Here is a 3224-nt window from a genome sequence, read left to right on the forward strand (position 1 = left end):
GCTCGTGGCTGGCCGGGTAGGAGGCGTCGACCAGCTCGAGGGCGCTCGGCACGTGGACCGACGGCAGGGCCGAGACGGGGAACGTGGGGCTGCGCAGCACGAAGGTCAGCAGGTTGAACGGCGGTGTGGCCGGCAGGGCCGCGAAGGAGTCGGTGAGCCCGTCGCCGCGGCGCAGCGGGTAGTCGGGCACCGGCACCAGGTGCGACAACGTGGGATCGACGCGGCGCAGCAGCGAGCGCAGCGTGTAGTACTGGCGGAAGAACGCGTGGAACCCGCGGCTCATCGTGCGCGAGGCGTCGGTTCCGCCGGATCCGGTGTCGCCGTCGTCGGCCAGCGGCCAGGCGCGCACCCGGCCACCCAGCTGGTCGCACGCCTCGAGCAGGGTCACCCGGGCGCCGCGCTCGGCCAGCACCACTGCGGCGCCGAGGCCGGCGATGCCGCCCCCGACCACCACGACGTGTCGGTCGTCGCCCAGCCGCGAGGAGCCGGGGTCAGCGCGGTGGAGCACGGCGTTCCGGTCGCGACCGGGCGGGACAGGACGTGAGGCCATCACGCGCAGGTCAGAGCGGACGTCGGGCGAGGACGGTGTGCAGGATGCCCCGCTGCCAGCCGCCGGCCGTCGTCCAGGTGATGTCGGTGAGACCGGCACGCTCGAGCCGCGCCTGCAGCTCTGCGGTGGAGTCGTTGCGCAGCACGCTTCGCCACAGGTACCGGTAGATCGCGGGGTTGCCGCGCACCGCCACGGACAGCGGCGTGACGACGCCCCAGCAGACGGCGCTCCAGACGGCCTCGGCCGTCCGCGAGCCCTTCACGTGGTAGTCCTGCAGCGCGATCCAGCCGCCGGGGCGCACCTGGTCGGCGATGGCCGCGACCACGTCGTCACGCTGCTCCTGCGGCACGTTGCGCAGCAGGTAGGCCGCGAACGCACCGTCGGCCGGGCCGTCGAGCTGGACCGCGGCCACACCGGGCAGGTCCTGGGCCCGCGCCTGCACGAAGCTGACGTGGTCGGGCCAGTCCTTCTCCCGCGCCTGGGCGAGCATCCCGGCCGACGCGTCGAGGCCCACGATGCGGGCGCCCGGTCCGGCGGCGTCGACCAGGGCCCGGGTGGAGAGGCCCGAGCCACAGCCGAGGTCCCACAGCGTCGGCGCCGTGCCCGTGACCGGCAGGCTCAGCACCAGTCGGCGCGCGGCGTCGCGCAACGCGTCGACGTAGCCGGGGTTGAGCGAGGTGAGCAGGTCGTAGCGGGGCGCGGCGCGGTCGAACTCGTCCGCGAGCAAGGTCCCAGAGGTCGGCTCCACCCGCCCAGCCTACGGGGGTTCGCCCCTCAGGACCGGCGGGAGTACGCCCGCATGGTGAGCGGCCCGAACACGGCCACGAACACGCCCGAGATCACGAGGACCGTGACGATGGACCCGCCGTGCGGATCGCCGACCATGAGGCTGCGGACCGCGTCGACGAGGATCGAGACCGGGTTGTTCTCGACCGCCGGCTGCAGCCAGTCGGGCATCGTCTCGATGGGCACGAACACGTTCGACAGGAACGTCAGCGGGAACAGGACCATCATCGAGACCCCCATCACCGACTCCGGGCTGCGCAGCTTCATGCCGAGCAGCGTCCAGATCCAGCTGACGCTGAAGCAGAACACCAGCAGGAGCAGGACGGCCGCCACCACGCCCACGAGNTAGCGCAGGGTGTCGCCGAGCAGGGCCCCGACCATGAGCGACGGACGCCAGACCGGGAGGGACCGGATGCGGTCGAAGACGCCCTTCTTGATGTCGTTGTTGATGGTCATGGCCGTGTACATGGTGATCATGACGACGGTCTGCACGAGGATGCCCGGCGCCAGGTACTCCAGGTACTCACCGGTGGACCCGGCGATCGCGCCGCCGAAGATGTAGGTGAACATCAGCGTGAACAGGATCGGGAACATCGTCACGTCGAACAGCTGCTCGGGCACGTGCTTGATCTTGAGCAGGGCCCGGTGCGTGAAGATCAGCGACGAGCCCAGCGGGCCCACCGGCTCGGGGCGCTCGCTGCTGCCGACCGCCTCGCGGACCTTGGCGTCCATGGTGGTGCTCATGCCGGGACCTCCGTCGTGTCGGGCTCGACGTCGGTGACGTGCTCGCCGGTGAGGGCGAGGAACACCTCGTCGAGGCTGGGCTGGCCGAGCGAGAACTCCGAGACCGCGATGCCCTGCTCGGCGACGCGCACGAGGGCATCGGGGACGCCCTGCGGCGACGGCACCGAGAACGACAGGGCGTAGGGGTCCTTCTCGAGCACGGCCTCGGCGTCGAGGGTCGCGGCCAGGACCGACGCGGCACGCTCGCGGTCGGCCTGGTCGGCCACCCGCACCTTGAGCGCCCCCGCTCCCACGGACGCCTTCAGCTCACCGGTCGTGCCCTCGGCGATCACCGTGCCGCGGTCGATCACGGCGATCCGGTCGGCCAGCTGGTCGGCCTCGTCGAGGTACTGAGTGGTGAGGAGCACCGTGGTGCCGGCGGACACGAGGGCCCGCACGATGTCCCACACCTGGTTGCGGCTGCGCGGGTCGAGACCGGTGGTGGGCTCGTCGAGGAACATCAGCTCGGGTCGCACCACGATGCTGCCGGCGATGTCGATGCGTCGACGCATGCCGCCGGAGTAGGCCTTGACCTGGCGCCCCGCGGCGTCGGTGAGGTCGAAGGCGTCGAGCAGCTGGTGGGCGCGGTCGCGGGCCGCAGCACCGCGGTACCCGTACAACCGGGCCAGCATGACCAGGTTCTCCAGACCCGTGAGGTCCTCGTCGAGCGAGGCGAACTGACCGGTCATGGCCACCTTCGATCGCACCGCGGCCGACTCGGCGACGACGTCGTGGCCGAGCACCTCGGCCCGACCGCCGTCGGGCTTGATGAGCGTGGCGAGCATGCGGATGGTGGTGGTCTTGCCGGCTCCGTTGGGCCCGAGCACGCCGTAGACGCCTCCGGCCGGGATCTGCAGGTCGACACCGTCGACCGCTCGGTTCTCGCCGAAGAGCTTGACGAGGCCCTCGGTACGGATCGCTGTGGTCATGGCGACATCGTGCCACGTGTTACTGACAGGAATACAGACCTGGACTCGTGAGGTGCCCGACGGCCAGGGACAGCGCGAGGCCCGGACCCCCTGGAGGAGGGTCCGGGCCTCGCGTCGATCAGTCGTCGGCGTGGTCGCTCACGTCGGGCTCACGACCGCGCCTCGATCACCTCGGG

The 3224-nt window shown here is 71.4% G+C and carries 4 protein-coding genes and 1 pseudogene; all 5 read right to left on the reverse strand.

Annotated features, from left to right (window positions below):
* Positions 1-550 (reverse strand): FAD-dependent oxidoreductase (locus ASF38_RS19285; protein ID WP_235497563.1); only part of this gene is annotated, 550 nt, incomplete at its 3' end.
* A gap of 10 nt (positions 551-560) precedes the next feature.
* Complete coding sequence (locus ASF38_RS08765) at positions 561-1298, reverse strand: methyltransferase domain-containing protein (protein WP_055962119.1); 738 nt, start codon at positions 1296-1298, stop codon at positions 561-563.
* Positions 1299-1324: 26 nt separating this feature from the next.
* Positions 1325-1681, reverse strand: a 357-nt coding sequence (locus ASF38_RS19290) for an ABC transporter permease (RefSeq protein WP_235497566.1), incomplete at its 5' end; no start/stop codon positions are given.
* A 1-nt stretch (position 1682) separates the two neighbouring features.
* Positions 1683-2080: pseudogene (locus tag ASF38_RS19750) on the reverse strand (ABC transporter permease); the annotation flags it as partial.
* Entirely contained in the window at positions 2077-3048 is a 972-nt protein-coding gene (locus tag ASF38_RS08775) for an ATP-binding cassette domain-containing protein (protein WP_055962125.1), read from the reverse strand. The pseudogene ASF38_RS19750 and the gene ASF38_RS08775, both read right to left, overlap by 4 nt.
* Positions 3049-3224: the final 176 nt, after the last annotated feature.

This window comes from Aeromicrobium sp. Leaf272 (genome assembly GCF_001422865.1).
Lineage (GTDB): Bacteria > Actinomycetota > Actinomycetes > Propionibacteriales > Nocardioidaceae > Aeromicrobium.